The organism is Flavobacterium sp., from assembly GCF_044341265.1.
Classification (GTDB): Bacteria; Bacteroidota; Bacteroidia; order Flavobacteriales; family Flavobacteriaceae; genus Flavobacterium.
Map to the genome: position 1 here is coordinate 122,065 of NZ_JBIISA010000007.1, position 26,584 is coordinate 148,648.

The window sequence follows — 26,584 nt, forward strand, 5'->3', positions numbered from 1 at the left end:
AAATAAAAATAGACCTCAAAATTCAAACTTTGAGGTTTTTTTTATTGGTTTAACTTCCGAATCACTTTTGCAGGATTTCCAACGGCGAGTGAATTGTCAGGAATATCTTTTGTTACAACTGAACCAGCTCCAATCGTGCATCCGTTTCCAATTTTTACACCTGGACAAATCACTGAGTTGCCTCCTATCCAACAATCATCACCTATTGAAACTGGTTTTGAAAACTCAACTGTTCGTCTTTCAAAAGCGTCAAGTGGATGCGTTGCTGTGTAAATATGAACATTTGGACCAAAGAAAACATTGTTTCCAATTTCGATTTTCATAGTATCTAAAACCACACAATTCACATTAAAATATACATTTTCACCAGAATGAATATTATAACCATAATCACAATGAAATGGTGGTTCGATATATAATCTTTTGTGAGCATTAGGCATCAATTCACGCAGAATATTTCTCGAATTTCCATTCATTACATACTCAGTGACATTTAATTTATGAAGTAATTTTTTTGCTCGTAATCGTTCGGCTATTAAAACTTTATCATTAGCAAAATAGATTTCTCCATCGAGCATTTTTTCTTTTTCGGTTTTCATATTTGCAGAATTTATTTTTTAGAGGTCAAATATGGTATCGCTTTGTTTAAAGGTGTTTGCTTAGCAAACTTTTTGTTGATGCGATTTCATAATTCAATTTTAAACAATCAAATATACTATTTTGCCACAGATTTGCACAGATTAAACGGATTAGAAAAATATTTGTTAGAAAAACTATTTTAATTGTATTTTTGAACTTATGCAATCTATCCTAAAAAATATCGCTAAACATGTTTCTTTAACTTCTGATGAAGAAGCTTTGTTTTTATCTAAAACCGAAACTAAACACTTAAAAGCTAAAACTATTTTATTGAGTTCTGGCGAAATTGCTGATTGTACTTACTTTGTGAATTCGGGTATTTTAAGAAGTTTCAACATTAACGACAACATTATCGAGCATGTTTTGCATTTTGCTTGTGAAGGTTGGTGGATTGGCGATATGTACAGTTATATTTCAGGAAAACCTGGTAATCTTTTTATTGAAGTTTTAGAAGATGCCGAAGTGGTCATCATTACTAAAGAAAATCATCAAGAATTATACAAGGAAATTCCAAAATTAGAACGCTTTTTCAGAATTCTAGCTGAGAACTCATTGGTTTCACACCAAGAACGCTTAATGGATAATTTAAGTTTATCTGCAGAAGAGCGCTTCGAAAAATTCTGTTCTAAATATCCAACACTAATTCAAAAAATACCTCAAAAGCAAATTGCTTCTTATATTGGTGTTACACCTGAGTTTTTTAGCAAGATGAAAGGTAGATTACTAAAAAAATAATATTGTGCATTTTATTGTAATAAAAAAAACCATCTCTTTCACTAGTTTAGAGACGGTTTTGATTTTAATTGACTGAACCTCCAAGGGCTTTGAAAAGCATAATATTATTTCGAGTGTTTTCTTCTTGAAAGCGTAACAAATCTATATCAGCTTGTAGCTTATTTTTGCGCGTATTGATTAATTCTAAGTAGTTAGCATATCCAGTTGAATACAAATCATTAGATACTTCAATGGCCTTATTCAAATGAAAAACTTCTTCTTGTTTTAGTTGTAAAACTCGCTCATAAACTTCAATTTGTTTTAACACTGCTTGTAGTTCATTGTAAGCATTAGTTACAGATTTTTGATAATTTAAAAATGCTATTTCTTGTTCGCTATTAGCTACTGCAAATTCTTGTTTTAACTGTCCTTTTTGAAATACGGGCATCATCAAACCACCTAATAATTGAAAGGCTAATGATCCAGGTCTGAAGAGTGTTTCAGAAGAAAAAGCGTTGTAGCCAATGAAGTTATCCATTTGCAATCTCGGAAAAAAAGCCGCTCTAACTGCTTTAGCATCTGCACGTGATGCTTCCAAATCATAGTAATGAGCAACCACATCAGGACGAGAAAGGATGATTTGCTCTACAGGAATACTTTGATTTAGCACTTCAAAATTACTTTTTAATAACTTATCTCCTCTTACAATAGCGCCTTCATAACTACCAGTAAGCATTCGAATAGCCTTCTCTACAACAATTATATCTACTTTCAAATGTTCGATTTCGGCTTCGATATTTTTATTTTGCGCCTTTAACTGTTGCACAGCTAATTCGGTTGCTTTTCCTACAGTGCGTTGCGCAGCAGTAATTTCAAAAGCTCTGAGTTGTAATCGATAATTTTCTTGAAAAATGGTCAACTGGTTATCAATTTTTATCAATTCGTAATACAAAATCGCCACATTAGTAAACAGTTCCATTTTTAACATTTTTATACCTTCTTGTGAGGCTAAAAATCGTTTTTGAGCAGCAACCGATTGATTTTTTAGGCGTCCCCAAACATCAGCTTCCCAATTACTTCTCAAACCAAGCCAATAATTAGGTGTGAAATCACGATTGATAAGCTGATCCTCGCTAATGTTTGAAGACAAGTTAGTATCAAAATTACCTACACCTTCCATAGTATAAAATCCGAAACGAGTTCCTGATGCGATCGCTCCAACTTCAAGACTAGGCAACCTATTTTTCTTTGAGCGCTTTAAAATACTATTAGCCATTTCCACTCGCTGTTGAGCTACTAAATAATCAGGATTGGCAGCTACTACTTGGTCAAAAAGAGCCAATAAATTAGGGTCAGAAAAATAAGTACGTAATTCTAACTTTTCAAATTCTTTCTGATTTTCACCACTTTCTTTTAGGATTATCGGTAAGGATTTTGCTTGTTTTATTTCAGCTACCTTGGGCGCTACACATGATTGTGCAATTAATGCTATAGAGAAGCCTACGAAAAATTTAGCTATTAGTTTCATTTGATATTTTGTTTTGTATTTTAGCAAAAAAGATATAAAGACCCGGAATAATAACGAGACCAAAAATGGTTCCTATAAACATGCCACCTGCAGCTGCATAACCTATAGATTGATTTCCTAACGCGCCAGCACCAGAAGCCATGCATAATGGAATTAATCCAGCAATAAAGGCAAAAGAAGTCATTAAAATTGGTCGCAAACGCTGTTTTGCTCCTTCAATGGCTGCTGATATTATTTCATATCCTTCTTTGTTTCGGGCAATAGCAAATTCTACTATAAGAATGGCGTTTTTTGCAAGTAAACCAATAAGCATAACTAAGGCTACTTGCGCATAAATATTATTGTTCAATCCTACTAAAACTAATGTAATGTAAGAACCAAAAATACCTGTTGGCAAACTTAACAATACTGGTAAAGGCAAAATAAAACTTTCATATTGCGCTGCCAATAATAGGTAAACAAATAATAAACATATTAAGAAAATAATCGTAGTTTGATTACCAGACAAGATTTCTTCCCGAGTCATGCCCGACCATTCTATATCAAAACCTTTTGGCAAAGTTTCTGCTGCCAATCGTTCAACAGTAGCAATAGCTTCCCCAGAACTATATCCTTGAGCTGGCTCACCATTGATCATAGCGGACATATACATATTGTAGCGTGTTAGCACTTCTGGACCATAAACGCGCTCTAACTTTACAAAAGTTGAAAAAGGAACCATTTCGCCTTTATCGTTTTTAGCATACAAATTCAAAATACTTTCTGGCGTATCGCGATGTTCTGGACTAGCTTGCACCATTACTTTATACATTTGACTAAAACGAATAAAATTGGTTGCATAATAGGAACCTAACATCGTTTGTAAAGTTGCCATTGCATTGTCTACCGAAATTCCTTTTTTTGCTGCCAAATCATAATCCATGTGAATTAGATATTGCGGAAAAGTAGCATCAAAACTGGTAAAATTATTTTTTAACTCAGGAGCGTTGTTTAGTTTAGTAATAAATTCTTTGGTAATTTTATCAGTGTTTTCAATTTTACCTCCAGTTTTATCGAGCAATCGGAGTTCGTATCCGCTAGTATTTCCAAAACCAGGAACTGTTGGAGGTGCAAATATTTCAATATTGGCATCGGAAATTTCCTTTGTCTTCTCTAATAATTCATCTATTAAATCATCTACAGATTTAGACCGATCAGACCAATCACTCAAGTTAATCATCGCCATCCCGTAAGTTGACCCTGCGATTTCTGTTACAATACTGTAACCAGCTAAAGTCGTAACATTTTCAACACCTTCCATTTTTTGTGCCATAGCAGTAATTTCGTCTAGCACTTTTTCTGTACGTTCGACTGTTGCTCCTTGCGGTGTGGTCACGCTTACATAAACCATTCCTTGGTCTTCCATTGGGATAAATCCAGTTGGTAAAATTTTAGAAGTTAGAAAAGTTAATACTAAAAAAGCAAATAAAATGCCGAAAGTGACCGTAGTTTTAGTAGCGAATTTTGACAAAATAGTAGTATAACCATTAGTAAGTTTTTCAAATCCGATATTGAATTTAGTGAAAAAATTCGTCAATAAACCTTTTTTATGATGGTTATGAGGTTTTAAGATAATAGCGCATAAAGCTGGCGTCAACGTTAGCGCATTAATCCCCGAAATTACTATACTAATAGCTAAGGTTAATGAGAATTGACGATAAAATACACCAACAGGACCACTTAAAAAAGCCACTGGAATAAATACGGCTGACATTACGATAGTGATGGCAACTACTGCACCTGCAATTTCTTTTGTAGCTTCAATAGTAGCTTGTAAAGGAGATAGACCCGTTTCCATTTTTACGTGAACTGCTTCCACAACTACTATGGCATTATCTACTACAATTCCAATAGCTAATACTAATGCAAATAAGGTTAATAAGTTAATAGAAAAACCAAGCATTTGCATAAAAGCAAAAGTACCTATTAATGCTACTGGAACTGCCAATACTGGAATAATGGTAGAACGCCAATCTTGCAAGAATAAAAACACAACAAATCCTACCAGTAGAAACGCCTCAAGTAAAGTTATAAGCACGGCTTTGATTGAAGCATCTAAAAACCGAGAAACATCATAAGCTAGGTTGAAATCCATTCCAGGAGGGAAAGAAGTACCTTTGAGTTCTTCCATTTTTGCTTTTACTTGTTCAATCACTTCTGATGCGTTTGAACCTGGACGTTGCTTCATCATAATTGACGCTGAAGGTTTGCCATTAGTTTTAGAAACCATTCCATAATTCATGGCTCCAAATTCTACTTTTGCAACATCCTTTAAACGCAAAATTGTTCCGCTAGCGGCTGATTTGATTGCAATATCTTCGTATTGTTTTGGATTAAAAAACTTACCTGAATATTTAACTACATATTGTAATTGACTGCTGGTTTTACCCGAAGTTTCACCTACTTTTCCTGGCGCTGCAGCAATGTTTTGTTTTTGTAGCGCTGTAATAACTTCTTCGGCCGAAATATTGTACGATTGCATGCGTTGTGGGTCGAGCCAAACACGCATAGAATACTCTTTTTGCCCCATAATTTCGGCACGACCAACACCATCAATACGCTTCAATTCTTGCAGAATATTGATATCGGTGAAGTTGTAAATAAACTGTTCGTCCTGACTTTCATCGGTGCTAGTGATGTTTAAATACATCAACATACTGTTAACCTCTTTTTCTGTAGTCACTCCAGCACGGATTACCTCTTCTGGTAACTCATCCAAAATAGTAGTAACTCTGTTTTGCACGTTTACAGCGGCTAAATCTGGGTCGGTTCCTACTTCAAAAAAAACTTGAATTAAGGTTAAACCGTCATTTGAAGTTACAGTTGACATATAAGTCATACCGGGAACGCCGTTAATAGCACGTTCTAACGGAAGCGCCACTGCATTTGCAGATACTTCGGCATTGGCTCCTGTATATTTGGCTGTTACAGTTACCGATGGCGGCACAATATCTGGAAATTGCGTGATTGGCATTTGAAAAACTGCGAGTAATCCTAACAACACAAAAAAGATAGAGATTACTAACGAAAGAACCTTTCGTTTTATAAACATTTCTACCATGATTATCTACTAGTTAGTATTTTGTTGTTAGATTTTATTTTTATCACATCGCCGTCGCGCAACGATTGCGTGCCTTCTAATACTATATTATCACCTATTTTCAAGCCAGTAGAAACAATATAAGAATCGCGCAACGTACTAGCAATTTCAATGTTAGTCATTTTTACTTTTAACGATTTGTCAACCACAAATACATAGGTTTTATCTTGAATAGAAAACGTAGACTTCTGTGGTATAATTAGTGCATTTTCTTCTTTTTCGGATATGACCAACTTACCAGATGTTCCGTGTTTGATAAGTTGTTTCGGGTTTGGAAACAACACTTTATATCTAATAGAACCATTTTCAGGATCAATTTCACCTTCAGCAGTTTTTAAAGTTCCTGCGTATTCATAATGGTCTTGATTGGGTAAAATTAATTCAATTTTTTGATGCTTACCCATTTTGTCATGTGCTAATAATTCGAAGTACATATTTTCAGGAATCGAAAAATAAGCATACACTTCGTTTAATTGAGACAAAGTAGTGAGTAATGTGCCATTTTCTATCAAACTTCCTTCTTTAAAAGGAATAACATCGATAACTCCATCAAAAGGTGCCACAATATTTGTAAATGATATTTTTTGTTGCACAGCGTTTAGTTCTGCGTTTACATAGGCACGTTTAGCTCTTGCTGAGGCAAGTTTGGCCTTAGCTAAGTCGAGTTCGTTTGTAGCTACAAAGTCTTTGGTATGTAAAGCCTGTAATTGACTAACTTCTATTTGGGCTATTCTAATGTCTGCGTCGGCTTGTTTTAAACTAGCAGCTACTTTGTTAAGCTCCATTCTTAATTCGGCATCGTTTGTTTTAAATAAACGTTGTCCTTTTCTTACGAATTGTCCTTCGTTTACAAATATTTGCTCCATAATTCCTGAAGCTCGAGATCTTATTTCAATATTCTTTTTTGCTTGAATGTCTGCCACAAAGCTATTTTGAATTAAAGTATCTCTTTGTTTTACAGCTATAATTGGAGCTACTTTACCGTCGATCATCTTTTTTGAATCGCTGTCTTTACAAGATAAAGTGATTCCCGTAAGCAATAGTACAAGTACTATGTATTTCTTTTTCATCTATAAATAGTTTTTTTTTAAGCGACGTAATATCGCTTGGTTTTTGATGTTTTTTTCGTAATTATTTATATTATCTACTGTTTTGATGTATATCTTTTTTAACAAACAAGTTGTTTTAATGTGGAATCATAAAATTATTTACAATTTCATTTTAATGTTATTATGGAACAATTATTACTGCTCATCAGTGTCTCTTGTTAAAAAAGATTTTTTGTACTATTTCCGATAATTGATGCTTCTCGAATATAGTATTGTTTTCTTTATAGCATTAATAACCAAAAAAAGGATATAAAAAGAAAGTCACTTTAGAAAAACCTTATTGTAGTGTTGTTTGAAACCAAACTGGCGATTATCTAATTCGCACTACTTAGCTTTTATAAAAAATAACGATAAAAAATGTACTTCTTTTTCAACCAAAAGATTAGTAATTGTAATGGTTGTGAAAACGTTCTAGAAAAAGATAATTAGAATAACTGAAGTAAATGAAGGTAGGATTTTATTTTACTATTAAAATTTAGACATCTGGAGAAGATAGCTAATTTCAAATTTTTTACTTTATTATTAAAAGTATTGTTGGTATTTATAACCTGCTTATCAACTACATTTGAAACTACATGTAGACTATTTTCACAAGTAGCTACTATGGATATTTCCTCATATTTGTCGGAAATATTGCTAACAGAATGATTGGAACCATCTAATAAAATAGAGATGGAAGTTATAAAAACAAATAAAAGAATAAGACTCGACTTTAGCGTTCTCATGACAATACTTTGTAATAGGACGCAAAATTATTACGAAGGCATAACTTACGCAATATAACTTAGAAAACTTTAACAGAATAATTGATTCTTATTCGAACTGTAAATCATTCTTGTTTAATTTTAATTACTAAAATTTTGACGTAAGATTTTGATTTTTAGTCTTTGGGTTTAAAATATAAATTACAAGATATTAAACAATCTTTACTAATATCTTAATAGATTTCAAAATCATTGTCTATATCATAAAACTTATTTTTAATTTTCCTGCGAAAATAAGAAGGTTGATATAAAGCATAGCTACATTTAATTTTTTGTAGAAATTTAAAAAATTGTAGATGCCGTTTTGAAAAAATGTGTAAAAAGTACCTAAGTCTAATTCAAAAAATACCTCAAAAACAAATTGCTTCTTACATTGGTGTTACTCCTGAGTTTTTTAGTAAGATGAAAGCGCGATTACTAAAAAAATAATTTCTTAATCTACATTAAGTGCTTATAGAATCTTATCGCAGTAAATTTGTATCAGAATAATTAATACATTTATACATTATGACACCGAAACAAAAATCATTAAATTTAATTACATCTTTTGTTTCGGCTGCATTTGACAAATAAAAAACAAATAAAAAAGACAAATGAAAAATATAGTTTTACACAAAGCAGATTCAAGAGGTCACGCCAATCATGGTTGGTTGAATGCTTATCATAGTTTTAGTTTTGCAAGTTGGTACAATCCAGATAGAGTTCAATTTGGAATGTTACGCGTTTTAAACGATGATACGGTTGCTGCAGGAATGGGTTTTGGAACTCATCCACACGACAATATGGAAATTATAACTATTCCATTAGAAGGTGATTTGGCGCACAAAGACAGCATGGGAAATGCCGCAACAATCAAAACTGGAGATGTTCAAGTTATGAGTGCCGGAACTGGAATTCAGCACAGCGAATTCAATCCGAATGCTGACCAACATACTAAATTATTTCAAATTTGGTTGTTTCCAAAATTCAGAAATGTGGAACCTCGTTATCAACAAATAACCTTAGACCAATCATTACAAAAAAATAATTTTGCACAAATTATTTCGCCAAATGCAGATGATGCTGGAGTTTGGATTCATCAAGATGCTTGGTTTTATTTGAGTGATTTTGATAAAGATTTCTCTAAAAAATTGACCCTTAAAAAAGAAGGAAACGGATTTTACATTATGAATATTGAAGGTGAAATTGAAGTTAACGGAGAAAAATTAGAAAAAAGAGACGCGATTGGAATTTGGGAAACTTCTGAAATTGAAATCAAAGCTAATTCTGATGCTAAGTTTTTAGTAATGGAAATTCCGATGGAACAATAAATAGTATTCAGTAATCAGTTTTTAGTATTCAGTTAAAAAGTAAGCTTATGAACGAAGTACAATTAAAAATCAATGACAAAAACGGTGTTTTTTATATTGATATTGATGGCAAACATGAAGCAATGATGACGTTTGTTTTTGCAGGAGAAGACAAAATTATCATCGATCATACCGAAGTTAATCCCGGAAATGAAGGTAAAGGCTTTGGTAAAAAAATGGTTGTAAAAGCAGTAGAATATGCTCGTGAAAAAGGAATCAAAATTATTCCGCTTTGTCCATTTGCTAAAAGTGTATTTGACAAAACTCCTGAATTTAGAGACGTTTTATAATTTAAAAAATCAATTATGAATTCAAACGACTTAACAAAAGAATATACTAATGCCGAAGTTACCATTGTATGGAAAAATGGTTTATGCAAACACGCGGCTGAATGTGTAAAAAACAATCCAGATGTTTTCAAACCCAAAGAAAAACCTTGGATTATTGCAGAAAATTCGACTACTGAAAAAATTATTGAAACTATAAAAAAATGCCCTTCTGGTGCATTAACCTATTATATAAACAATGAAACAACCACCTAGATGGAAGTTTGCTGTAATGGTTTGGATAGCAATTTATCCAACAATTACACTAGTTTCTCTTTTAATTGGAGATTACATTAAAAATTTACCTCTACCTTTAAAAACATTAATCATGACTGGAATTTTAGTTCCTTTAATGGTTTTTGTTTTACTTCCTTTTCTTGGAAAAATATTAGGTAACTGGTTAAAAAAATAAACTATGAAAAAAATCATCGCTTTTGGAGCATCGTCAAGTAAGACTTCAATAAACAAACAATTAGCAACCTATGCTGCTAATCAATTTCAAAATGCTTCGGTAGAAGTTTTGGATTTAAACGATTATGAAATGCCAATTTATTCGGTAGACAAAGAAAAGGTTAACGGAATTCCTCAATTAGCTCAAGATTTTTATGCCAAATTGGGAACTGCAGATGCTATAGTGATTTCTTTTGCAGAACATAATGGAGCTTATTCGGCTGCTTTTAAAAACATTTTTGATTGGACTTCGCGAATCAATGCCAAAACATTTCAAGAAAAACCAATGCTTTTACTGGCAACTTCACCTGGACCACGTGGCGGAAGTTCTGTTTTAGAAATTGCAAAAAATCGTTTTCCTTTTCAAGGCGCTGTTGTAAAAGGAAGTTTTTCTTTACCAAGCTTCAATGACAATTTTGATGCTGAAAAAGGAATCACTAATGAAGATTTAAAGAATCAATTGTTAGAAATTATAAGTTCTATAGAATTATAACAAAAACGCCTGACTAATCTCAGGCGTTTCTTTTTACTTTTATTTTGCTTTTTTCTTCATTGTTGTGTTTTCAAATGTTGCCACATCAATGACTTCTTCGTTGTCAATATCAAAAGAAATTTTTACACTATCGCCAACAATTGTTACTGGTAACTGATTGGATATTTGCGAAGAACCTACAAAAATATTCGGATAGTCTTTTGTTGTAAAGTAATAAAAACTATTACCATTTTTTACATCATTTGTTATTCTTGTCACAACAGAATTCAGTTGTTTTTTATTTGTTAAACTAGAAGAATTCAATTTATTTCCGGTCATATTGTAAGCACTTTTAAAAGAGGTTAAAGCTTCTCTCATTGAATTTCCAACACCTACAATAGTGTAATCACTTATGGCAACCATAGCATACATTTTTACCAATCCGCCATCATCTTTTAAAGTCATAACATAGGTCGGAATCGAATTGATATTGTAAGGAATTGGCAACGATGATTTGTATCCTTTTTCTTGAACTTTTCCTTCTGCTGAACCTTGAGCTGCGAATTCTGTTGCACCACTTTGTTTATAAAAAGTAGTTTCTTTGTTTCTTGTGTCAACTAAGACAAATCCAACTGCAGATTCATCTTTTCCTACAGAAGTTAAACCCGTATACCAATAAGATTTATTGTCTTTTCCATAAACTAGAGTTAATCCTTCTGTAATCTGTAATTTATTAGCATTTGAAAAATTCCAATAACCATGAACATATTCGCCCCAATCGTTTAATTGTTCTTCAACAAAATCTATAGGTTGAACTCTATCCACCCATTTTGGAGCATCAGAAATTTTGAATTCGGTCATTGTGCCTGTTTGAGCATCAACAACTACAATTCCTGTAGCGTCGTTTCCTGCAAAACCAATTTTTTTATCATAAACCGTTGCCACCCAAAACGGATTTCCTAAATCGTCAATTTCAAAAGTATAATCCGTTAATCCAACGGTTGCAAATCCGTTAAAATATAAATGTCTTTGAATTTGACTTCCAAAAAAAGCTTCAGTTTGGTATTTTATTTTAATGTCTTTTCCTCCAATATTTTGAACCAATTTCACATCACGTTCGTTGGTTGCAGAAACCATCACATAACCCGCAGTTCCATCTTGATTGTTGAACCATTTAAAGAAACCTGAATGTAATAAGGGTGCAACCCAATACAAATCATCACCTACTTTTTGAATACAAAAATGTCCTAACTCCACTTGACTTCCTAAAGCAGGTTGTGAACCAAGAATTTTTTCACCAAGTAAATAAGCCAATTCTTCATCAACCACTCGTATTTCATCAATTGAAATTGGAGCAATATGATTGGCAATCGATTTACCATCGGCTACACTACCTATTAAATTTTTATAAGATTGACTTCTAAACATTGGAAGACTTGTAAATAAAGGAACTACAAGCATATAAAATAGTAGTAATCCAATAATTATAAAAAACAACTTGTTAGGTTTTTCAATCACTTGTATTTTCTTTTCGTTCACCACTTTGAATCGAGTGAAAATAAAAACTCCAATAATCGTTACTATTAAAAGAATTATTGGCAATGCAATGAATCCATAATTTAGTACCGGCAGATTAAAATAAAACAATAAAAAAGCAACGATAAAAAGTAGTAAAATAGCTTTAATTTTTTTCATAAGTTTATGATTATTTAGTACCTAATTAGACGTGATAATAAAATTAAAGTTACACAATTTAAATAAAATAGTATTTTTGCTAAAGTTTTGGGTAATCCTTTTAAACTCTTAAACTTTTTAAACTTTTAAACTACATTTATGAAAGCATACATATTTCCAGGTCAAGGCGCACAATTCTCAGGTATGGGAAAAGATTTATATGAAAATTCAGCAGTAGCAAAAGAATTATTCGAAAAAGCAAATGACATATTAGGCTTTAGAATTACAGATATTATGTTCGAAGGAACTGCAGAAGAATTAAAAGAAACAAAAGTAACGCAACCAGCAGTATTTTTACATTCGGTAATTTTAGCTAAAACATTGGAAGATTTTTGTCCAGAAATGGTTGCAGGTCATTCGTTAGGTGAGTTTTCTGCATTAGTTGCCAATGGAGCTTTATCTTTTGAAGACGGATTAAAATTGGTTTCACAAAGAGCAATCGCAATGCAAAAAGCTTGTGAAATTACTCCATCAACAATGGCAGCCGTTTTAAATTTAGATGATAAAATCGTAGAAGATATTTGTGCTTCAATTGATGGTGTTGTAGTTGCAGCAAATTATAACTGTCCCGGACAATTAGTTATTTCTGGAGAATACAAAGCGGTAGAATTGGCTTGCGAAAAAATGAAAGAAGCTGGTGCAAAACGTGCTTTAATATTACCTGTTGGTGGAGCATTCCATTCTCCAATGATGGAACCTGCAAGAGAAGAATTAGCTGCAGCAATTGAAGCAACTACTTTTTCAACTCCAATTTGTCCGGTTTATCAAAATGTGACTGCTAGTGCGGTTTCAGATGCTAACGAGATTAAGAAAAACCTAATCATCCAATTAACTGCTCCTGTAAAATGGACACAATCGGTTCAACAAATGATAAAAGACGGAGCAACAAGTTTTACAGAAGTTGGTCCAGGAAAAGTTTTGGTTGGATTGGTAAATAAAATTGATAGAGAAGTAGAAACTATTTCTGCTTAACAACTAGTTTATGCAAAATTTTGTAGACTTTTTATCTCATTTAGAATCAGCTAAAGTAATCGAGCCTAGTATTGCCTATTGCGATTATGTAGCTTTAGATTTATCTGTTTCAAACACAGAATTGAATAATCATAAACTTGAAACTGCAGCCGATTATGAAGTTTTTATTCGGAATCACTTAGATAAAAACAATGCAAAAATTGCTTTTGGTGGTTATTTAGAAACCAGAAACTTATATAAAAGAAGTACCGTTTTTAAAAACGAAAACACCGAAGAACGCAACATTCACATAGGTTTAGATTTATGGATAAATAAATCAGCTACTATTCATGCAGCATTAGATGGTATAATTCATAGTTTTCAAAATAATATCGCTTTAGGTGATTATGGTCCAACAATAATTTTGGAACATGAAATAAACGAATTTAAATTTTACACCTTGTATGGTCATCTTAGTGAAGACAGTTTACTAGATAAAAAAGTAGGTGAACAAATAAAAAAAGGAACACAAATAGCAATATTAGGTTTGCCACCAATAAATGGAGATTATGCTCCACATTTACATTTTCAAATTATTCTTGATATAGAAGAAAAAATTGGTGATTATCCCGGAGTTTGTTCTGAAAATAATTTAAGTTTTTATAAAAATAATTGCCCTAACCCAAATGTATTATTAAAAATTAATTAGTTAAGAAAAAATAATCTTATCCTTAGCTTTATTAAAAATTTCAAATGAAACTTTATCAATATCTATTGCTTTTATTTTCTTTCTTCTCTTTTTCTCAGGGAAGTTATAACCTTGAAGTAAAATTCAAAACTGAAATAACAGCATTTGATTTTAATTCTGAATTAGAAAATCAAAAAAACAGATATGGTGATGGTTTAAAAATGAGTTATCTTGGTGATGGAAATTTCATTAGAACTTATTTGAATAGCGGAAAAAAAGGAAACAAAACACAATCTTATAATAACTTAACTGGACAATTAATTATTAGTTATAATGATTCTCTTGCTGTTGACACTTTGGATGTAAAACAGAACACCATTCAGTTAATTTATAAAAAAGAAATTGAAGGTGAATCTATTTTAAAATTAAAATGCAAGTGTATTGTATATAGTGGAATTTTTAAACAACAAATTCCTGTAAAAATTACTTATTGTTATAGTGAAGACTCTCCTTTTTTAGACGGAAATCTTTTCAGTAATCATAACGATTTTTTTATGGCTGATTTTTATAAAAGTACCAATAGACCCTATTTAAAATTCTTGATGGAAACATCCGATTTTAATTTGACATTTACCGCCATTGAGATAAAGAAGATACCATTGTAGAAATATTTAAAATCATAATATTAATAATTAGATCATGAAAAAAATAATTTTATCCTTAGCATTAGCCACATTACTAATTTCATGTAAGGAAGAAACTAAAGAAAAAGTAAAAGAAGCTTCAAAAGCCGTTGGCGCTGATTTAAAACAAGCCGCTGATTCTGCAAAAGTAAAAGCTAAAAAAGTTTTAGACTCTTCTAAAGTTGGTGAAAAAGCTAAAGCAATAATTGCAAAAGGTGCAGAAAAAGTAGAACAAGGAGCAAAAAAAGTTCAAGAAGCCACAAAAAAATAATTTTAAGCATTATTTAAACTATTTGGCATCTAATTTGTATTACTGAAATTGTTATTAATTTTAATCTTTAAAAAAATGAAAAAAACAATTTTAGCAGTAGCATTTATGGCTGTTGCAATGGTGTCTTGCGGAGACAAAAAAGTAGAAGGTGAACCAACTGTAGGAACAGAAATTGGTGAAAAAATTGACACTGTTGCACAAAAAACAGAAGAAGTAATTGACACTACTCAAGCTAAGGCAGGTGAAGCTCTTGAAGAAGGTGCAGAGAAACTTGATGAAGCTGGCAAAGAACTTAAAGAAGCCGCTAAGAAGTAAAAAAAGAAATCCTCATAAATTTATGAGGATTTTTTATTTGAATAATTATATAATATTTAGCTTCTTATCTTCTGTTCCCATTTCCAAGCACTAGCCAAACTATCTTCTAAAGTTGATTGCGCTTTCCAACCTAAAACATTATTAGCTTTATCTGTATTTGCATATGCAGAAGTAATATCACCTTCTCTTCTACCTACAATTTGGTAATTCAGTTTTTGCCCAGAAACTTTTTCAAAAGCAGTAATTACTTCTAAAACTGAACTTCCTGTTCCTGTTCCAAGATTGAAAGTTTCAACTTTATCTAAATTTTGTTTGTTTAAAAGTCGTTTCAATGCTACAACATGCGCTTTAGCTAAATCTACCACATGAATGTAATCACGAACTGCTGTTCCATCAGGTGTTGAATAATCATCTCCGTAAACAGATAATTTCTCGCGCATTCCAATAGCAGTTTGCGTAATAAACGGAACTAAATTTTGAGGAATTCCTAAAGGTAATTCACCAATTTCAGCACTCGGATGCGATCCAATTGGATTAAAATATCTTAATAAAATGGAATTAATATTGGTCACTTTCGCAACATCGGTGATGATTTCTTCACCTATTTGTTTAGTATTTCCATATGGTGAAGCGGCAGGTTGTACAGAAGCATCTTCAGTAATTGGCATTTTTTCGGCTTGACCATAAACAGTACAAGAAGAACTAAAGATAAAATTCGGGTTGGACAATTCTTTCAATTCCTGAAGTACATAAACCAATGCGTTGATATTATTTTCGTAATACAATAAAGGATTTTCTACACTTTCACCTACTGCCTTTGATGCAGCAAAGTGAATTACTCCATCAACATCATTATGTTTTTTAAAGAAATTTTGAACCGACGCTTTATCACGCAAATCCATTTTTTCAAAAATTGGTTTTTTACCTGTAATTCTTTCAATACCATCCAAAACACTTTCAGATGAATTTGATAAATTATCAATGGCGACAACTTCAAAACCTTCGTTTTGTAATTCAACAACTGTGTGCGAACCTATAAAACCTAAACCTCCTGTTACTACTATTTTCATATTTATTTAGTTGACAGTCGCAGTCGCAGTTAACAGTTCTGAGACTGAAAACTGCGACTGAAAACTATTAAACGTATTCTAAAACCGTATCTGTTATAAACTTAATTTGCTCATCATCCAATTCGGTATGCATTGGTAAAGCAATTACTTCTTTACATAATTGGTTGGTTACCGGAAAATCTTCTTCTTTGTATCTAGAATCAGCATACGCCTTTTGACTGTGCAAAGGAATTGGATAATAAATCGCACACGGAATTCCTTTTTCTTGTAAATGAGCTAATAATCCATCACGTTTCCCATTCATAATTCTAATAACATATTGATGAAAAACATGGCAATCGCAAGTTTCACAAATAAATGGAGCCCAAATATTTGAATTCACACTCAATGCCAAACTGTATTTTCTTGCTGCATCTTGACGTGCTTTATTATAAGTATCTAAATGTGGCAATTTCGCTTTCAAAACTCCAGCCTGAATACTATCCAAACGTGAGTTTACTCCTACTACATCATGATGGTATCTTTCATACATTCCGTGATTTACAATTCCTCTTAAAATATGAGCCAATTTATCATCGTTTGTAAAAATCGCTCCACCATCACCATAACAACCTAAATTTTTAGATGGGAAAAATGACGTTGCACCAACATGACCAATCGTTCCTACTTTAACTTTTGAACCATCTTTCGAAGTGTAATCTGCTCCAATGGCTTGTGCATTATCTTCAATTACATAAAGGTTATGCTCGTTTGCAATTTCCATAATCGCATCCATATTGGCAGCACGACCAAACAAATGCACTGGAACAATCGCTTTAGTTCTTGGCGTTATCGCTTTACGAATTCCATCCAAAGAAATATTCATATTATTCATATCCACATCAACCAAAACCGGAGTTAATTGTAATAATGCAATCACTTCAACAGTTGCAGCAAACGTAAAATCGGCTGTGATTACCTCATCGCCTGGTTTCAAATCCAATCCCATCATGGCAATTTGGAGCGCATCGGTTCCATTGGCACACGGAATAACGTGTTTTACACCCAAATAATCTTCTAAATCTTTCTGAAATTGATGAACCAAAGGTCCGTTTATGTAAGTATTATTTTCTAAAACATCTTGAATAGAAGCATTCACTTCTTCTTTTATTTTTTCGTATTGACCTTTCAAGTCAACCATTTGTAATTTCTTCATCCTAAAAAATTTGAAATACAAAAGTATAACATTTCTTATTATTTGTAGCGAATGGTTCGGGCTTTTTTTGGTTTGCTTTTTCCTGCTTTCCACACTGCACGGCAGTCGCTCCAAACGAAGTTCACTGAACTCCTATAAAAATAAACAAAATGTGAAGTAATCAGGGCTAATTAGCATTTGTCTTTTGCAAAATCAGATTTTTAAAAGAAATTTAGTTGTGAAAATCCGTTTAATCCGTAAAATCTGTGGCAAAAAATCTTATTTTTACCCAACTAAAATTAGATAATGCTTTTTCTATACAATTTAATTATAATTTTTGCTTCACAAGTTGTAAAACTATTGGCACTTTTCAGTCCCAAAATGAAACTTTTTGTTGATGGTCGAAAAGAAGTTTTTTCAATTTTAAAAAGCAAAATCAATACAACCGACAAAACTATTTGGTTTCATGCAGCATCATTAGGTGAATACGAACAAGGTTTACCAGTTATAGAAAAAATAAAAGTTCAATTTCCTAACCATAAAATAGTTGTTACTTTTTTCTCTCCATCAGGTTACGAAGTTAGAAAAAACAATACGGTTGCCGATGCAACAGTTTATCTTCCATTAGACACAAAATCGAATGCTCAGAAATTTATAAAAGCTATAAATCCAGAATTAGTTTTCTTCATTAAATATGAATATTGGCCCAATTATTTGAATGAATTGAAGAAACAAAACATCAAAACCTATTTAATTTCAGGCATTTTCAGAGAAAACCAAGCTTTTTTCAAATGGTATGGAGGTTTTTACAGAAACGCATTAAAAACATTCGAATACTTTTTTGTACAAAATGAAAGTTCAAAAAATCTGATTCAATCTATTGGTTTCAATAACGTAAAAATTTCTGGTGACACCCGATTTGATCGAGTAGTTTCGATTTTAGAAAGAGACAATTCATTAGATTTTATAAAACAATTTAAAGACAACAAAACCACAATTGTAATTGGAAGTTCGTGGCCAAAAGACGAAAGTTTATTGGTAAACTACATTAATAATGCATCGGATGAAATTAAATTTATCATCGCACCACACAATATAAAAGCGGATCAAATCTCAAATCTCAAATCCCAAATAACGAAATCTTCTGTATTATTTTCCGAAAAAAGCAATGTTGATTTATCAAACTTCAATGTTTTTATCATCGATACCATCGGAATTTTAACCAAAATATATTCCTATGCCGATATTGCCTATGTTGGTGGCGGATTTGGAAATCCGGGTGTTCATAATATTTTGGAACCAGCAACATTCGGTGTGCCTATAATTATTGGTCCTAATTATTCCCATTTTGCTGAAGCAACTGCATTAGTGCATCAAGAAGGTTGTATATCAATTTCAAATCAAAATGAATTGAACGAAGCCTTTGATAATTTAATTTCCAACGAAGATGTTCGCCATGAAAAAGGACATATTTGTTCCACTTTTGTGCAAATGAATAAAGGTGCAACAGAAGTTATTTTGAAACATATAATATGAAAATAATTATAGTCTTTAACTTTTTACTTTTTTCATTTTGTTTAAACGCTCAAACATTGAGTGAAGTAAAAGCTTTCGAACTTAAGTATCAAAATTGTCTAGATTCTGGACTTGACATGAAAACTTGTGCTATCACTTTTTATAATGAAGCAGATGAATTACTTAATTTATCTTATAAAAAACTGAAACTTCAGTTAAATACTTCGCAAAAAAGAAAACTTCTAAACGAACAAAGAAATTGGTTAAAGAAAAGGGACAAATATTTTGAAGAAGCTTTTGAAGAAGCAAAAAATGATAATGGTGGAAGTACACTTTCTGATGATTTTAAAATGATGTATTTTGATAAAAAAGCTGAATTTGTAATTGAAAGAGTAAAAGAATTAATATTAAAAATAAAATAATTGATTCATTATAAGAATTTAGAAACCTCACAAATTGAAATCATCACCCAAATGATGCAAGATTTCTATGCAATAGACAATTATCCAATTGATGTTGAAGTTTCTAAAAAATTATTTCAAGAGTTTATTACTAATGAACATCTTGGAAGAGCTTGGTTGATTTTTTCGGAGGAGGAATTGGTTGGATATGTAATTCTGACTTTTGTTTTTAGCTTTGAATATGGCGGTAAGATTGCATTTCTAGACGAATTATACATTAAAGAAATTGCACGTGGAAAAGGAATCGGTAACACAACAATTCAATTCATAAAAGAACAAGCTAAACAATTAAATGTTAAATTACTTTATCTAGAAGTTGAAAACCATAATGAAAATGCACAAAAATTGTATCTTGCAAACGATTTCGAAGTTCACAATCGGAAACTATTAAAATTCAAATTCTAACTTTCTAAAAATCCAATAATCTAAAAATCTAATTATGAGATTCATTAAATTACTACTCTTATTATTTGTCATTCAGACGCAAGCGCAACAGGGCGGAATGTGGATTCCATCGATGCTAAAAGGAATGAACGAAGGCGAAATGAAAACCTTAGGAATGAAAATTTCTGCCGAACAAATTTATTCTATAAACCAATCGAGTTTGAAAGATGCCGTTCCTCATTTTGATGGAGGTTGTACTGCCGAAGTAATTTCAGACAAAGGATTGATTTTGACCAATCACCACTGTGGTTTTGATAATATTCAAAGCCATTCAACAGTTGAACATGACTATTTAACCAATGGTTTTTGGGCATACAAAATGGAAGAAGAATTACCAAACAAAGATTTGGAAGTAACTTTTGTGGTAAAAATTGAAGATGTAACTTCCAAAATAATAGAAGGTATTGCAAGTTTAACTTCGGAAGCTGAAAAACAAAAGAAAATTCAACAAAACATTTCGGAATTAGTTAAAAATTCTCCGAAAGAAGCTTGGCAAGAAAATCGTGTAAAAACATTTTATGACGGAAATCAATACCTATTATTTGTTGTAGAGAGCTATAAAGATGTACGTTTAGTTGGTGCACCACCAAGTTCGATTGGTAAATTTGGTTCTGATACCGATAATTGGGTTTGGCCAAGACATACAGGCGATTTTTCTCTATTCAGAATTTATGCTGATAAAAACAATCGTCCAGCAGCTTATTCTACAGACAATGTTCCTTACAAACCAAAACACTTCTTTCCAATTTCTATTTCAGGTTTAAAAGAAAACGATTTTACTATGGTAATGGGTTATCCTGGAAGAACTACTGAATACTTACCATCAGTAGCTGTTAATCAAATTGTTGAAACCTTAAATCCTGCAAAAGTTGAAATTCGTGATGCGGCTTTAAAAGTGCAAGATCGTTTTATGAGAAAAGATCAAGCCATCAAAATTCAATATGCTGCTAAATATGCATCGGTAGCTAATTATTGGAAAAAATGGATGGGTGAAACTAAAGGTTTGAAAAAAGCTAATGCAGTTGCTGCTAAACAAAAATTTGAAAAAGACTTTCAACAAAAAGTAGTAAAAGCTGGTAAACAAGCTGAATACGGAAATTTATTATCAGAATTTGAAAAAAATTATACAGAAATTAAAGACTATGCTTTAGCACGAGATTATTTTTCTGAAGTTGCTTTAAGAAACACTGAATTACTTTCTGTTGGATATAAATTATACCAATTGGAACAAATTTTAAACACTAAAGGCGAACAGTCTTTTACAGACAGAAAAAATATACTTTCTAATGGAATTGGAGATTTTTATAAAGATTATAATGCAGAAGTTGATAAAAATGTATTTGAGCAATTAATCAATTTGTACGCAACTAAATCTCCAAAACAGTTTTTACCTGAAAGTTTGAACAACATTAATGCATCTCAATTAACGACTGATGTTTTTGCAAATTCAAAGTTAACATCATTAGAAAAATTTAGATCATTACTTGAAGGAGATTCTAAAACAGTTATTGAAAAGATGAATGCTGATAAAGGATATCAAGTTATAAAATCAATGGCGGATGCCTTTACTAAAAATGTAGCTCCAAAATATGACGAGTTGAATTTGAAAAACATTGCTTTGCAAAGAACTTATATGAAAGCCATTTTAGAGTTAAGTCCTAAATCGGCTCGAATTTTTCCTGATGCTAATAGTACTTTACGTGTAACTTACGGAAAAATTAAAGGATACAAACCGAATGATGCTGTATATTATGAGCCATTTACAACATTAGATGGAGTTATGGAAAAATATGTTCCTGGTGATTATGAGTTTGATGTTCCTCAAAAATTGATTGACTTATACAACACTAAAGATTATGGTATTTATGGAGTGAAAGGAAAAATGCCTGTTTGTTTCATAGCTACTAATCATACTACTGGAGGAAATTCTGGAAGTCCAGCATTAGATAAAAATGGAAACTTAATTGGCTTGAATTTTGATAGAGTTTGGGAAGGAACAATGAGTGATGTTTATTACTCTCCAGACATTTGTAGAAACATTATGGTGGATTCTAGATACATACTATTTATTATTGATAAGTTTGCAGGAGCAAAAAATATCATTAATGAATTGAAAATCATACAACCAGCCAAGAAGAAATAAATTTGCAATTCTTAATAGTTTGGCACGAAATTTGTAAAGTAAATGACGGAATTCAAAGTGAGAATTTTAAAAAAAAGTTGAATAAAAGTTTTTTCGATTAAAAAAATTTATATCTTTGCTCCGAATTAATAATTAACCTTTTATATTAAATTAAGATGAAAAAAGTATTTTTAAGTTTAGCTGTTATCGCTGCATTAACTGTAGTATCTTGTAAACAATCAGAAAACGCTGCTGAAGGAACTGCTGACACAACTGCTGTTGACACAACTGCTGCTCCAGCTGACACAACTGCTGCTCCAGCTGATACAACTGCTGCTCCAGCTGACACAACTGCTGCTACTGAAGCTCCAGCTACTGAAGCTCCAGCTAAAAAATAATTAGAACTAGTTTCTAATTACAAAAAATAAGCTCTGCATTGCAGAGCTTTTTTTTTACTTTATATTTAAAATTTATCCGAATATTTCTTCAGCAGGAGGGAAAATATCATTTTGATTTGAAAAATCAAGAACTTCAGAGTTATGTAAAGAACGTTCTATTTCTGATATTCCTTTCTCCATCAATAATTGCGTTGTATATTTTCTACTTACTGCAATTTCTTTTTCATTTAAAATAATTTTAAAATACAGCTTGCCATTTTTTGATTTGAACTTCATAAAAAACAAGTTAGCCACTGATTTTTTTAGCAATTCGATGTTCTCTTCACATTCAAAACGTAATTCAAAATCATTGCTTAGCAAAATTGCTTTACCTTTTCTAGAAGTAAATTCATATTTGTAATACCCATTCAATCTTTTACTAATAACAAAAGTACCCATATCAATTAAAAACAGAATCAAATTAAAACAAAAAAGCTCCAAACATAATGTTTGAAGCTTTAGTACTCAGAGCGGGACTTGAACCCGCACGAACATTACTGTTCACTGGATTTTAAGTCCAGCGTGTCTACCAATTTCACCATCCGAGCGTATAGGTGGTTGAGCGAAAAACGGGGCTCGAACCCGCGACCTCGACCTTGGCAAGGTCGCGCTCTACCAACTGAGCTATTTTCGCATTATCAGATTTTGTATGAACGGCAACACTTGTTCCGTATTGCGGATGCAAATGTAATATTAAAATTCAATTATACAAACGTTTTTTATAAAAAAAACTTCACAAAAACATAACCTACTGAAAACCTATTTGTTACTTTTTTAGCAACATTCGTTTTATTTCATTAAGTTTCATTAATGCCTCTACAGGAGTTAAGGTATTTATATCTAATCCAAGGATTTCTTCTTTAATTTCCTCCAATAATGGGTCATCTAAATTAAAAATACTCAATTGCATTTCATCCTTAGCAGATTTTATTCCATGCAACGCATCGCCTGAATGATCTTTTTCGAGTTTCTTAAGCAGTTTTTGAGCTTTTTGAATTACTGTTTGTGGCATTCCAGCCATTTTAGCCACATGAATACCAAAACTATGTGCGCTTCCTCCTTTTACTAATTTTCTAATGAAAAGCACATTGTCTTTTAACTCTTTTACTGAAACATTATAATTTTGAATTCTCGGAAGCATTTCACTCATTTCATTCAATTCGTGATAATGTGTTGCAAAAAGTGTTTTTGGTCGAGCAGGATTTTCATGCAAAAACTCTGCAATTGCCCATGCTATAGAAATTCCATCATACGTACTTGTTCCTCGACCAATTTCATCTAAAAACACTAAACTTCTATCCGAAATGTTATTCAAAATAGAAGCTGTTTCGTTCATTTCTACCATAAAAGTAGATTCACCCATCGAAATATTATCGCTTGCTCCTACTCTAGTAAATATTTTATCGACAACTCCCATTCTAACCGCTTCTGCCGGAACAAAACAACCCATTTGAGCAAGTAATACAATCAAAGCTGTTTGACGCAAAATAGCTGATTTACCCGACATATTTGGTCCGGTTATCATAATTAATTGCTGTGTTTCTCTATCTAAATAAACATCATTAGCAATGTAAGGAACTCCAACTGGTAATTGCTTTTCAATAACAGGATGACGACCGTTGGTAATTTCTAATTCAAAAGTTTCGTCAATAATTGGACAAACATAATTGTTCTCAATAGCTAATTGCGTAAAAGATGTCAAACAATCTAACTGAGCAACCAAATTAGCATTTAACTGAACTGGTTTGATGTAAGTTGCAATCCAATTAACTAATTGCTCAAAAAGTTGACTTTCAATTTGATGAATTTTTTCTTCGGCACCCAGAATTTTGGTTTCGTATTCTTTTAACTCTTCTGTAATGTATCGTTCAGCGTTTACTAATGTTTGCTTTCTAATCCATTCAGCAGGAACTTTATCTTTATGTGTATTTCTTACTTCAATATAATATCCAAAAACATTGTTGAATGATATTTTCAAAGAGGAAATTCCTGTTGCTTCAGATTCTCTTTTCTCAATTCCTTCTAAAAATTCTTTTCCTGAAAAAGCAATACTTCTTAATTCATCTAATTCGGCGTGAACTCCAACAGCAATAGCGTTTCCTTTTGAAATAGCAACTGGCGCATCTTGATTTAATGTAGATTTTATCTTTTCACGAAGTAAATCGCAACTATGAAAACTATCACCTATTATTCTTACTGCTTCTTGCTTACTTTCTAAAGCCAATGTTTTTATTGGAATTATTGCATCCAAAGATTCTTTCAAAAAAATAACTTCTCTTGGAGAGACTTTTCCTGTTGCAATTTTAGAAATCAATCGTTCTAAATCGGAAATCTGTTTTATTTGATATTGGATTTTTTGAAGTATTTCTTGATTTTCTTTCAAATAAGTAACCACTTCATGACGACTTCTAATTTTGCTAGCATCTTTCAAAGGCAACGCTAACCATCGTTTCAACAAACGTCCACCCATTGGCGAAAGCGTTTTATCAATTACATCTAGAAGCGTAACTGCATTAGGATTATAACTATGATATAATTCTAAATTACGGATTGTAAATCTATCCATCCAAACATAAGCATCTTCGGCAATTCTTTGAATACTTGTAATATGCTGAACACGATTATGCTGAGTTTCTGACAAATAATATAAAATCGCTCCTGAAGCGATAATTCCATCTTGCAATTCTTCAATTCCAAAACCTTTTAATGAATTGGTTTGAAAATGATTGGTCAATGTTTCAAAAGCATAGTCTTCTTGATAAACCCAATCTTCAAGATAAAAAGTATTAAAATCCTCTCCAAAACTTTCTTTAAATTGATTTCGATTGTTCTTCTGAATTAGAATTTCACTCGGATTAAAATTCTGAAGCAACTTATCAATATATTCTTCATTCCCTTGCGCCGTTAAAAATTCTCCTGTCGAAACATCTAAAAAAGAAACCCCTAATTGTTTTTTTCCAAAATAAATAGAAGCTAAAAAGTTATTCGATTTTGACTGTAAAACCTCATCATTCATAGCAACACCAGGCGTTACCAATTCTGTAACACCTCGTTTGACAATGGTTTTAGTCATTTTTGGATCTTCAAGTTGATCACAAATAGCAACTCGAAGACCTGCTTTTACAAGTTTCGGTAAATAAGTATTTATAGAATGGTGAGGAAAACCTGCCAAAGCCGTTTCTGTTTCTGAGCCAGCACCTCGCTTTGTCAAAGTAATACCAAGAATTTTTGAAGCGCGAATAGCATCTTCCCCAAAAGTTTCATAAAAATCTCCTACTCTAAACAATAAACAAGCATCAGGATACTTCCTTTTAATCTCATTGTATTGCTTCATTAATGGCGTTTCTTTCGGGCTTTTATCTTTAGATGACAATGGTTTTATTATTTTAATTTTAGCTTACGAATTTAATTATTTAATATTAAATTTTATCATTAACAATTCATTTAATAAAAATTTAAGTTTCATTGTGACTCTTGAACTTTTTTTTATATAAATTTGTCTTGTTAAATTATTAATTTTATAAAAAATGAAAAAAATATTACTAGTAGCAGTTTTAGCAGTTTTCAGTTTAACTTCTGCAAATGCTCAAACAAAATCTAAAGCAAAAAAAGCTAAGAAAGCGGTATCAACTAAAGTTGAGACTCCTAAAGTTGATGGTGCAGGAATGGTTTTTGAAAATGAAACTATTGATTACGGAAGTATTCCACACAATGCTGACGGACAAAGAGAATTTGTTTTCACAAATAATGGAAACAAGCCTTTAGTTATTGAAAATACTCAAGGATCTTGTGGTTGTACGGTACCATCTAAACCAGAAAAACCAATTCAACCAGGAGAAACAGGTAAAATTGGAGTTAAATACGATACTAGCAGAGTTGGTCCATTTACTAAAACAGTAACTGTAACTTCTAATGCTGTAGGTTCAAATGTTACTCCAGTAACGACTCCTTCAACAACTCCAGGTGCTGCTCCAGTTCCAACAGGAAAATCTACAAAAATTATTACTATTAAAGGTAATGTTCTTCCAGATGCTCCTGCTGCTCCAGTAACAGAGACTAAAAGCTAATATTTTTTCCTCATAAAAAAAGAGCTTCCGATTTTCGAGGGCACTGAAAAAGTCCTTTAAGTAATAAGTATAATAATTTAAGGAGTAGAAAACTTAGTTTTTCTGCTCTTTTTTTTGTATATTTAGCTGTAATTATAGAGTTTTATAGATGTTATTAAAGCA

Annotated in this window: 26 protein-coding genes and 2 tRNA genes; 17 read left to right on the plus strand and 11 right to left on the minus strand. The window is 31.9% G+C overall.

What is annotated here, in order from left to right; genetic code table 11:
* Positions 1-41: 41 nt before the first annotated feature.
* Complete coding sequence (locus ACIQ06_RS05340) at positions 42-599, minus strand: sugar O-acetyltransferase (protein ID WP_396144234.1); 558 nt, start codon at positions 597-599, stop codon at positions 42-44.
* Positions 600-798: 199 nt separating this feature from the next.
* On the opposite strand from ACIQ06_RS05340, the gene ACIQ06_RS05345 reads away from it, so the two are divergent.
* Positions 799-1,374, plus strand: a complete 576-nt coding sequence (locus ACIQ06_RS05345) for a Crp/Fnr family transcriptional regulator (RefSeq protein WP_396144235.1) — start codon at positions 799-801, stop codon at positions 1,372-1,374.
* 64 nt (positions 1,375-1,438) lie between these two features.
* Here ACIQ06_RS05345 and ACIQ06_RS05350 read toward each other — a convergent pair whose 3' ends face one another.
* The 3 genes from ACIQ06_RS05350 to ACIQ06_RS05360 are packed head-to-tail and all read right to left on the minus strand — an operon-like array spanning position 1,439 to position 7,090.
* Positions 1,439-2,881 (minus strand): TolC family protein, encoded by a 1,443-nt coding sequence (locus ACIQ06_RS05350; protein ID WP_396144236.1) that lies wholly within the window; start codon positions 2,879-2,881, stop codon positions 1,439-1,441.
* Positions 2,865-5,981: an efflux RND transporter permease subunit gene (locus ACIQ06_RS05355; protein ID WP_396144237.1), complete on the minus strand. Its 3,117-nt coding sequence runs from the start codon at positions 5,979-5,981 to the stop codon at positions 2,865-2,867. The genes ACIQ06_RS05350 and ACIQ06_RS05355 overlap by 17 nt, the downstream gene beginning before the upstream one ends.
* 2 nt (positions 5,982-5,983) lie before the next feature.
* Complete coding sequence (locus ACIQ06_RS05360; protein WP_396144239.1) at positions 5,984-7,090, minus strand: efflux RND transporter periplasmic adaptor subunit; 1,107 nt, start codon at positions 7,088-7,090, stop codon at positions 5,984-5,986.
* Between the two features lie 1,396 nt (positions 7,091-8,486).
* Between ACIQ06_RS05360 and ACIQ06_RS05365 the strand changes: the two genes are divergently transcribed.
* The 5 genes from ACIQ06_RS05365 to ACIQ06_RS05385 are packed head-to-tail and all read left to right on the plus strand — an operon-like array spanning position 8,487 to position 10,511.
* On the plus strand, positions 8,487-9,203 hold the full coding sequence (locus ACIQ06_RS05365; RefSeq protein WP_396144240.1) for a pirin family protein: 717 nt from the start codon (positions 8,487-8,489) through the stop codon (positions 9,201-9,203).
* Between the two features lie 47 nt (positions 9,204-9,250).
* Entirely contained in the window at positions 9,251-9,532 is a 282-nt protein-coding gene (locus ACIQ06_RS05370; RefSeq protein ID WP_298305702.1) for a GNAT family N-acetyltransferase, read from the plus strand.
* A 15-nt stretch (positions 9,533-9,547) separates the two neighbouring features.
* Entirely contained in the window at positions 9,548-9,784 is a 237-nt protein-coding gene (locus ACIQ06_RS05375) for a (4Fe-4S)-binding protein (protein WP_396144242.1), read from the plus strand.
* Positions 9,768-9,980, plus strand: coding sequence for a hypothetical protein (locus tag ACIQ06_RS05380; RefSeq protein ID WP_298305707.1), 213 nt, complete (start codon positions 9,768-9,770; stop codon positions 9,978-9,980). The genes ACIQ06_RS05375 and ACIQ06_RS05380 overlap by 17 nt, the downstream gene beginning before the upstream one ends.
* A 3-nt stretch (positions 9,981-9,983) precedes the next feature.
* Positions 9,984-10,511: an NADPH-dependent FMN reductase gene (locus tag ACIQ06_RS05385; RefSeq protein ID WP_396144243.1), complete on the plus strand. Its 528-nt coding sequence runs from the start codon at positions 9,984-9,986 to the stop codon at positions 10,509-10,511.
* Between the two features lie 39 nt (positions 10,512-10,550).
* Here the strand turns inward: ACIQ06_RS05385 and ACIQ06_RS05390 are convergent, their stop codons facing one another.
* The gene (locus ACIQ06_RS05390) at positions 10,551-12,185 is read right to left on the minus strand and encodes a hypothetical protein (RefSeq protein WP_396144244.1); all 1,635 of its coding nucleotides are present in this window, start codon (positions 12,183-12,185) and stop codon (positions 10,551-10,553) included.
* A 138-nt stretch (positions 12,186-12,323) separates the two neighbouring features.
* On the opposite strand from ACIQ06_RS05390, the gene fabD reads away from it, so the two are divergent.
* The 5 genes from fabD (at position 12,324) to ACIQ06_RS05415 (ending at position 15,132) form a co-directional block, all read left to right on the plus strand.
* A complete protein-coding gene (gene fabD / locus ACIQ06_RS05395; protein WP_396144245.1) occupies positions 12,324-13,196 on the plus strand; it encodes an ACP S-malonyltransferase in 873 nt (290 codons plus the stop codon).
* Between the two features lie 10 nt (positions 13,197-13,206).
* The gene (locus ACIQ06_RS05400; protein ID WP_396144246.1) at positions 13,207-13,884 is read left to right on the plus strand and encodes a peptidoglycan DD-metalloendopeptidase family protein; all 678 of its coding nucleotides are present in this window, start codon (positions 13,207-13,209) and stop codon (positions 13,882-13,884) included.
* Between the two features lie 44 nt (positions 13,885-13,928).
* Positions 13,929-14,528 (plus strand): hypothetical protein, encoded by a 600-nt coding sequence (locus ACIQ06_RS05405; protein WP_396144247.1) that lies wholly within the window; start codon positions 13,929-13,931, stop codon positions 14,526-14,528.
* 34 nt (positions 14,529-14,562) lie between these two features.
* Positions 14,563-14,817: a hypothetical protein gene (locus ACIQ06_RS05410; protein ID WP_396144249.1), complete on the plus strand. Its 255-nt coding sequence runs from the start codon at positions 14,563-14,565 to the stop codon at positions 14,815-14,817.
* Positions 14,818-14,892: 75 nt separating this feature from the next.
* Entirely contained in the window at positions 14,893-15,132 is a 240-nt protein-coding gene (locus ACIQ06_RS05415; RefSeq protein ID WP_298305721.1) for a hypothetical protein, read from the plus strand.
* A gap of 56 nt (positions 15,133-15,188) precedes the next feature.
* On the opposite strand, the gene galE is transcribed toward ACIQ06_RS05415, so the two are convergent.
* A complete protein-coding gene (gene galE, locus ACIQ06_RS05420; RefSeq protein ID WP_396144250.1) occupies positions 15,189-16,202 on the minus strand; it encodes a UDP-glucose 4-epimerase GalE in 1,014 nt (337 codons plus the stop codon).
* A gap of 67 nt (positions 16,203-16,269) precedes the next feature.
* Positions 16,270-17,397 carry a DegT/DnrJ/EryC1/StrS family aminotransferase gene (locus ACIQ06_RS05425; RefSeq protein ID WP_396144251.1) on the minus strand — a complete coding sequence of 376 codons (1,128 nt, stop codon included), beginning with the start codon at positions 17,395-17,397 and terminating at the stop codon, positions 16,270-16,272.
* Positions 17,398-17,682: 285 nt separating this feature from the next.
* On the opposite strand from ACIQ06_RS05425, the gene ACIQ06_RS05430 reads away from it, so the two are divergent.
* From ACIQ06_RS05430 to ACIQ06_RS05450, 5 genes are all read left to right on the plus strand, one after another.
* A complete protein-coding gene (locus tag ACIQ06_RS05430) occupies positions 17,683-18,912 on the plus strand; it encodes a 3-deoxy-D-manno-octulosonic acid transferase (protein ID WP_396144252.1) in 1,230 nt (409 codons plus the stop codon).
* Positions 18,909-19,313 (plus strand): lysozyme inhibitor LprI family protein, encoded by a 405-nt coding sequence (locus tag ACIQ06_RS05435; protein WP_396144253.1) that lies wholly within the window; start codon positions 18,909-18,911, stop codon positions 19,311-19,313. Before ACIQ06_RS05430 ends, ACIQ06_RS05435 begins: the two co-directional genes overlap by 4 nt.
* Complete coding sequence (locus ACIQ06_RS05440) at positions 19,314-19,757, plus strand: GNAT family N-acetyltransferase (RefSeq protein ID WP_396144254.1); 444 nt, start codon at positions 19,314-19,316, stop codon at positions 19,755-19,757.
* Positions 19,758-19,791: 34 nt separating this feature from the next.
* A complete protein-coding gene (locus tag ACIQ06_RS05445) occupies positions 19,792-21,939 on the plus strand; it encodes a S46 family peptidase (protein WP_396144255.1) in 2,148 nt (715 codons plus the stop codon).
* Between the two features lie 155 nt (positions 21,940-22,094).
* Positions 22,095-22,316: a hypothetical protein gene (locus tag ACIQ06_RS05450; protein WP_396144256.1), complete on the plus strand. Its 222-nt coding sequence runs from the start codon at positions 22,095-22,097 to the stop codon at positions 22,314-22,316.
* 72 nt (positions 22,317-22,388) lie between these two features.
* Here ACIQ06_RS05450 and ACIQ06_RS05455 read toward each other — a convergent pair whose 3' ends face one another.
* From ACIQ06_RS05455 to mutS, 4 genes are all read right to left on the minus strand, one after another.
* Positions 22,389-22,754: a DUF1508 domain-containing protein gene (locus ACIQ06_RS05455; RefSeq protein WP_396144257.1), complete on the minus strand. Its 366-nt coding sequence runs from the start codon at positions 22,752-22,754 to the stop codon at positions 22,389-22,391.
* A gap of 63 nt (positions 22,755-22,817) precedes the next feature.
* Positions 22,818-22,903 (minus strand) — tRNA-Leu (locus tag ACIQ06_RS05460).
* A 13-nt stretch (positions 22,904-22,916) separates the two neighbouring features.
* Positions 22,917-22,989 (minus strand) — tRNA-Gly (locus ACIQ06_RS05465).
* Positions 22,990-23,121: 132 nt separating this feature from the next.
* Positions 23,122-25,689, minus strand: a complete 2,568-nt coding sequence (gene mutS / locus ACIQ06_RS05470) for a DNA mismatch repair protein MutS (RefSeq protein WP_396144260.1) — start codon at positions 25,687-25,689, stop codon at positions 23,122-23,124.
* Between the two features lie 193 nt (positions 25,690-25,882).
* Between mutS and ACIQ06_RS05475 the strand changes: the two genes are divergently transcribed.
* Positions 25,883-26,422, plus strand: coding sequence for a DUF1573 domain-containing protein (locus ACIQ06_RS05475; protein WP_396144258.1), 540 nt, complete (start codon positions 25,883-25,885; stop codon positions 26,420-26,422).
* The last annotated feature ends 162 nt before the right edge of the window (positions 26,423-26,584 follow it).

Excerpts from the sequence above, each read along its gene's own strand:
- ACIQ06_RS05405 (WP_396144247.1), top strand. The coding sequence starts at position 13,929 with ATGAAACTTTATCAATATCTATTGCTTTTATTTTCTTTCTTCTCTTTT.
- ACIQ06_RS05415 (WP_298305721.1), top strand. The coding sequence starts at position 14,893 with ATGAAAAAAACAATTTTAGCAGTAGCATTTATGGCTGTTGCAATGGTG.
- galE (WP_396144250.1), bottom strand. The coding sequence starts at position 16,202 with ATGAAAATAGTAGTAACAGGAGGTTTAGGTTTTATAGGTTCGCACACA.
- ACIQ06_RS05475 (WP_396144258.1), top strand. The coding sequence starts at position 25,883 with ATGAAAAAAATATTACTAGTAGCAGTTTTAGCAGTTTTCAGTTTAACT.
- ACIQ06_RS05455 (WP_396144257.1), bottom strand. The coding sequence starts at position 22,754 with ATGGGTACTTTTGTTATTAGTAAAAGATTGAATGGGTATTACAAATAT.
- ACIQ06_RS05445 (WP_396144255.1), top strand. The coding sequence starts at position 19,792 with ATGAGATTCATTAAATTACTACTCTTATTATTTGTCATTCAGACGCAA.
- ACIQ06_RS05355 (WP_396144237.1), bottom strand. The coding sequence starts at position 5,981 with ATGGTAGAAATGTTTATAAAACGAAAGGTTCTTTCGTTAGTAATCTCT.
- ACIQ06_RS05410 (WP_396144249.1), top strand. The coding sequence starts at position 14,563 with ATGAAAAAAATAATTTTATCCTTAGCATTAGCCACATTACTAATTTCA.
- ACIQ06_RS05430 (WP_396144252.1), top strand. The coding sequence starts at position 17,683 with ATGCTTTTTCTATACAATTTAATTATAATTTTTGCTTCACAAGTTGTA.
- ACIQ06_RS05340 (WP_396144234.1), bottom strand. The coding sequence starts at position 599 with ATGAAAACCGAAAAAGAAAAAATGCTCGATGGAGAAATCTATTTTGCT.
- ACIQ06_RS05435 (WP_396144253.1), top strand. The coding sequence starts at position 18,909 with ATGAAAATAATTATAGTCTTTAACTTTTTACTTTTTTCATTTTGTTTA.
- ACIQ06_RS05360 (WP_396144239.1), bottom strand. The coding sequence starts at position 7,090 with ATGAAAAAGAAATACATAGTACTTGTACTATTGCTTACGGGAATCACT.
- ACIQ06_RS05380 (WP_298305707.1), top strand. The coding sequence starts at position 9,768 with ATGAAACAACCACCTAGATGGAAGTTTGCTGTAATGGTTTGGATAGCA.
- ACIQ06_RS05365 (WP_396144240.1), top strand. The coding sequence starts at position 8,487 with ATGAAAAATATAGTTTTACACAAAGCAGATTCAAGAGGTCACGCCAAT.
- ACIQ06_RS05370 (WP_298305702.1), top strand. The coding sequence starts at position 9,251 with ATGAACGAAGTACAATTAAAAATCAATGACAAAAACGGTGTTTTTTAT.
- ACIQ06_RS05400 (WP_396144246.1), top strand. The coding sequence starts at position 13,207 with ATGCAAAATTTTGTAGACTTTTTATCTCATTTAGAATCAGCTAAAGTA.
- ACIQ06_RS05345 (WP_396144235.1), top strand. The coding sequence starts at position 799 with ATGCAATCTATCCTAAAAAATATCGCTAAACATGTTTCTTTAACTTCT.
- ACIQ06_RS05425 (WP_396144251.1), bottom strand. The coding sequence starts at position 17,397 with ATGAAGAAATTACAAATGGTTGACTTGAAAGGTCAATACGAAAAAATA.
- ACIQ06_RS05390 (WP_396144244.1), bottom strand. The coding sequence starts at position 12,185 with ATGAAAAAAATTAAAGCTATTTTACTACTTTTTATCGTTGCTTTTTTA.
- mutS (WP_396144260.1), bottom strand. The coding sequence starts at position 25,689 with ATGAAGCAATACAATGAGATTAAAAGGAAGTATCCTGATGCTTGTTTA.
- ACIQ06_RS05450 (WP_396144256.1), top strand. The coding sequence starts at position 22,095 with ATGAAAAAAGTATTTTTAAGTTTAGCTGTTATCGCTGCATTAACTGTA.
- ACIQ06_RS05375 (WP_396144242.1), top strand. The coding sequence starts at position 9,548 with ATGAATTCAAACGACTTAACAAAAGAATATACTAATGCCGAAGTTACC.
- ACIQ06_RS05385 (WP_396144243.1), top strand. The coding sequence starts at position 9,984 with ATGAAAAAAATCATCGCTTTTGGAGCATCGTCAAGTAAGACTTCAATA.
- fabD (WP_396144245.1), top strand. The coding sequence starts at position 12,324 with ATGAAAGCATACATATTTCCAGGTCAAGGCGCACAATTCTCAGGTATG.
- ACIQ06_RS05350 (WP_396144236.1), bottom strand. The coding sequence starts at position 2,881 with ATGAAACTAATAGCTAAATTTTTCGTAGGCTTCTCTATAGCATTAATT.